The sequence below is a fragment of the Streptomyces sp. NPDC055078 genome (assembly GCF_053607985.1).
Map to the genome: position 1 here is coordinate 1 of NZ_JBSGUP010000620.1, position 4,915 is coordinate 4,915.

At 67.9% G+C, this 4,915-nt stretch carries 4 protein-coding genes; 3 read left to right on the forward strand and 1 reads right to left on the reverse strand.

Annotated elements, in window-relative coordinates; all coding sequences use genetic code 11:
- A partial coding sequence (locus ACWF94_RS33420; RefSeq protein WP_453497233.1) for a cysteine desulfurase family protein occupies positions 1-1,114 on the reverse strand: 1,114 nt, incomplete at its 3' end.
- Positions 1,115-1,678: 564 nt separating this feature from the next.
- Here ACWF94_RS33420 and ctaC point away from each other — a divergent pair.
- From ctaC to ACWF94_RS33435, 3 genes are read left to right on the forward strand one after another with little or no spacing between them, the layout of a single operon-like run.
- Positions 1,679-2,668 (forward strand): aa3-type cytochrome oxidase subunit II, encoded by a 990-nt coding sequence (ctaC, locus tag ACWF94_RS33425; protein WP_453497236.1) that lies wholly within the window; start codon positions 1,679-1,681, stop codon positions 2,666-2,668.
- Positions 2,665-4,404 (forward strand): aa3-type cytochrome oxidase subunit I, encoded by a 1,740-nt coding sequence (gene ctaD, locus ACWF94_RS33430; protein WP_453497239.1) that lies wholly within the window; start codon positions 2,665-2,667, stop codon positions 4,402-4,404. Before ctaC ends, ctaD begins: the two co-directional genes overlap by 4 nt.
- Positions 4,401-4,799, forward strand: a complete 399-nt coding sequence (locus tag ACWF94_RS33435) for a cytochrome c oxidase subunit 4 (protein ID WP_453497242.1) — start codon at positions 4,401-4,403, stop codon at positions 4,797-4,799. Before ctaD ends, ACWF94_RS33435 begins: the two co-directional genes overlap by 4 nt.
- The last annotated feature ends 116 nt before the right edge of the window (positions 4,800-4,915 follow it).

Sequence of the window (4,915 nt, forward strand, 5' to 3'; positions counted from 1 at the left end):
TGCTCGGACACCGTCCGGGCGCTTCCCCTGATCCCCCGGGAAAAGGGGACAGAAGCTGTCGGGTATCCCGCCTAGCGTCGCGCTGGGAGACCCGGACGTTCCCCTCGCTCAGCACGCCCATCGCCCGCAGCACATGGCTCGGGGTCAGCGTGCTCGATGTGCACGAGGAGCCCGAGGAGACCGAGAACCCCGCCCGGTCCAGCTCGTGCAGCAGGGTCTCGCCCTCGACGTAGAGACAGGAGAAGGTCACCAGGTGCGGGAGCCGTCGCTCCGGATCGCCCACCACCTCCACATCCGGCACCAGTTCCGGCACCCGGGTACGGATGCGGTCCACCAGGTCCCGCAGCCGCGCCGACTCCTGGGCCGCCTCCGCGCGCACCGCGCGCAAGGAGGCAGCCGCGGCGACGATCGCGGGGATGTTCTCGAAACCGGCGGAGCGCCCCGACTCCCGTTCGTCGGCCGGGTCCTGAGGGGCGAAGCGGACCCCCTTGCGGACCGCGAGCAGCCCGACCCCCGAGGGCCCGCCCCACTTGTGCGCGCTCGCGGCGAGGAGGGACCATCCCCCGTGCACCGGCCCCCAGGCGAGGGACTGCGCGGCGTCCACCAGCAGCGGCACCCCCGCCGCCCGGCACGCCTCCGCGGCCTCGGCGACCGGCTGTTCCGTACCCACCTCGTGGTTCGCGGACTGGAGGCAGGCGAGCGCGGTGTCCGGGCGCAGCGCCCCGGCGAAGACGGCGGGGTCCACCCGCCCCGACCGGTCGACCGGCACCTCGCCGGCCGCCTCGCCCCCGTACAGACCGGCCGCGTGCAGGACGGAGGAGTGCTCGACCGCCGAGACCACCACATGGCGCCCCACCCGCCGGCGGCCCGCGAGGGCGCCGGAGACCCCCAGATGCACCGCGCGTGTCCCCGAAGGGGTGAAGGCGAGTTCGTCCGGCCGGCATCCGACGGCCTCCGCCGCCGCCTCCCGGGCCGCGTCCAGCAGCAGCCGGGCACGCCGACCCTCGCGGTAGAGCCGGGCGGGGTCGGCCCACCCCTCGTCGAGTGCGGCGTGCAGGGCCTGCCGGGCGACGGGGTGCAGGGGAGCGGAGGACGCGGCGTCGAAGTAGGGCACCCCTCACGCTAACCCGCGCCCGGAGGAGTCGTACCCCGCGCCCGGAGGGACCGTCAGACACAGCCGGACGCGGCGGCTCCCGGCCCGTCGGACTCCGCGGACCCGCTCCCCGGCAGTGCGGTGGCCGTCGGACTCCGCGGGCACGCCCGCCGGCAGCGCGGTGGCCGTTGGACTCCGCGGACCCGCCCGGCGGAGGCACCGTGGCCGTCGGACTCCGCGGACCCGCCCGCCGTCGGCACCGTGGCCGTCCGACTCGCGCGGACACGCCCGGCGGCGGTGCCTCGGCCGAGCCTCCCGGGCCGTACTGCGACACCGTTTCCCTTGTCGCTCCAAATAGCGATTCCGGGGCCATTCCAACGGAAAACCCGGGCTTATCCAGGGGGATTCCACCCCTTCGGGGAGTCGGGCGGCGCGTTGGGCACCCTCCCCGCGCGACCCCAAATAGCGTCCAGTAGGGTTTGGTCCGCATAAACATCCAAACCCCTGCCCGCGTCAGGGCCGGCGACCGACCAGCGAGACGGCCGCAGCCGACCGCGCGGGCCGAGACTCTCGGGAAGGCGCTACGTGAGTCCCAACGGCTCCGACCTCCCCCGCAGCCAAGGCGCGGGCGGTACCCCCACGTCTCGGCGCCCGATGCGGCGGAAGCTGCCGCAGGTGCTGACTGCGGGCCTGATCCTGGCTACCGCAACCGGTTGCACATACAAGGACTTCCCCCGCCTTGGAATGCCGACTCCGGTAACGGAAGAGGCGCCGATCATTCTTTCGCTCTGGCAGGGCTCGTGGGCGGCAGCGCTCATCACGGGCGTGCTGGTGTGGGGTCTGATCGTATGGAGTGTCATCTTCCACCGGCGCAGCAGAACCAAGGTGGAGGTACCTCCTCAGACCCGGTACAACATGCCCATCGAGGCGCTGTACACCGTGGTCCCGCTCATCATCGTCTCGGTGCTCTTCTACTTCACCGCGCGTGACGAGTCCAAGCTGCTCGCCCTGGACGACAAGCCGGACCACACGATCAACGTGGTCGGCTATCAGTGGAGCTGGGGCTTCAACTACGTCGAGGACGTGGAGGGCTCCAAGGGCGACGCCAAGACGGACAAGAACCTCAAGGCCGTTCCGGACAAGTTCGTCGAGGACTTCCCCGAGAACGCGGGCGGTGTCTACGACGCCGGCATCCCCGGTACCCGCAACCCGCAGAACGGCAACCCGGGCCCGACGCTGTGGCTCCCCAAGGGGGAGAAGGTCCGTTTCGTCCTGACCTCCCGTGATGTGATCCACTCCTTCTGGGTGGTCCCCTTCCTGATGAAGCTGGACGTCATCCCGGGGCACACCAACTCCTTCGAGGTCACCCCGACCAAGGAGGGCACCTTCATGGGCAAGTGCGCGGAGCTCTGCGGCGTCGATCACTCCCGGATGCTCTTCAACGTCAAGGTCGTCTCCCCGGAGCGCTACCAGCAGCACCTGAAGGAGCTGGCGGAGAAGGGGCAGACCGGCTACATCCCGTCGGGCATTGAGCAGACGGACCCGGCCAGGAACGCGGAGAAGAACCTACTGTGAGCATCCTCAACGAACCCCAGGGTGCCGCCGCAGCAGCTGACGACTCGTACGAGAACGAGCTGCCGGTACGGCGCAAGCAGCCCGGCAACGTGGTGGTGAAGTGGCTGACCACCACCGACCACAAGACCATCGGTACGCTCTACCTGGTCACGTCGTTCGTCTTCTTCTGCATCGGCGGGGTGATGGCGCTCTTCATGCGCGCCGAGCTGGCCCGTCCGGGCACGCAGATCATGTCGAACGAGCAGTTCAACCAGGCGTTCACGATGCACGGCACGATCATGCTGCTGATGTTCGCGACGCCGCTGTTCGCCGGATTCGCGAACTGGATCATGCCGCTCCAGATCGGTGCGCCGGATGTGGCGTTCCCGCGGCTGAACATGTTCGCCTACTGGCTCTATCTGTTTGGCTCGATCATCGCGGTGGCGGGGTTCCTGACCCCGCAGGGCGCGGCCGACTTCGGCTGGTTCGCCTACTCCCCGCTGTCGGACGCGGTCCGCTCACCGGGTGCCGGCGCCGATATGTGGATCATGGGTCTGGCCTTCTCCGGCTTCGGCACGATCCTCGGCTCGGTCAACTTCATCACCACGATCATCTGTATGCGCGCCCCGGGCATGACGATGTTCCGGATGCCGATCTTCACCTGGAACGTGCTGCTGACCGGTGTGCTGGTCCTGCTCGCCTTCCCGGTGCTCGCCGCCGCGCTCTTCGCGCTGGAGGCGGACCGTAAGTTCGGCGCCCATATCTTCGACTCGGCCAACGGCGGCGCGCTGCTGTGGCAGCACCTCTTCTGGTTCTTCGGCCATCCAGAGGTGTACATCATCGCCCTGCCGTTCTTCGGCATCGTCTCGGAGATCATCCCGGTCTTCAGCCGCAAGCCGATGTTCGGCTACATGGGCCTGGTGGCGGCGACCATCGGCATCGCCGGTCTGTCGGTGACGGTGTGGGCGCACCACATGTATGTGACGGGCGGCGTGCTCTTGCCGTTCTTCTCGTTCATGACCTTCCTGATCGCGGTACCGACCGGTGTGAAGTTCTTCAACTGGATCGGCACCATGTGGAAGGGGTCGCTGTCCTTCGAGACACCCATGCTCTGGACCATCGGCTTCCTGATCACCTTCACCTTCGGTGGTCTGACCGGTGTCATCCTGGCGTCGCCCCCGATGGACTTCCATGTGTCCGACTCGTACTTCGTTGTCGCGCATTTCCACTACGTCGTCTTCGGCACCGTGGTGTTCGCGATGTTCGCCGGATTCCATTTCTGGTGGCCGAAATTCACGGGCAAGATGCTGGACGAGCGGCTCGGCAAGATCACGTTCTGGACGCTGTTCATCGGATTCCACGGCACATTCCTGGTCCAGCACTGGCTGGGCGCGGAAGGCATGCCGCGGCGTTACGCGGACTATCTGGCCGCGGACGGTTTCACCGCGCTGAACACGATCTCCACGATCAGCTCGTTCGTCCTCGGCGCCTCCGTACTGCCGTTCCTGTACAACGTCTGGAAGACGGCCAAGTACGGAAAGAAGGTCGAGGTCGACGACCCGTGGGGCTACGGGCGTTCGCTCGAATGGGCCACGTCCTGCCCGCCGCCGCGGCACAACTTCCTCACCCTTCCGCGGATCCGTTCCGAATCCCCGGCCTTTGATCTTCACTACCCGGAGATCGCGATCGTCGACCAGCTCGAAAACCGTGGCGAGGTCGACAAGGCCCTCATCGATGGGAAGGGGGCCGCGCAGTGAAGGTCCAGGGAAAGATGTTCCTGTGGCTGAGCGTCTTCATCCTCGCCGTCGCCATCCTGTACGGCGTGTGGTCGAAGGAGCCGGCCGGTACCACCGCGCTCTTCCTGGCGTTCGGACTGAGCGTCATGGTGGGCTACTACCTGGCCTTCACGGCCCGGCGAGTGGACGCCATGGCCCAGGACAACAAGGAGGCCGATGTAGCGGACGAGGCCGGCGAGGTGGGGTTCTTCGCCCCGCACAGCTGGCAGCCGCTCCTGCTGGGCACCGGCGGAGCGCTCGCGTTCCTCGGTGTCGCGCTCGGCTGGTGGCTGCTGTACTTCTCCGCACCGCTCATCCTCGTCGGCCTCTTCGGCTGGGTGTTCGAGTACTACCGAGGTGAGGCGCAGAACCAGTAACGCAGAACCAGTGACGCGGAGCCAGTGACGCAGAACCAGTAACGCGGAATCAGTGACGCGGAGCCAGTGACACCGCGTCGGCGTCGCCCGGGCCCGGCCTCCCCTCGTCCCAGAGG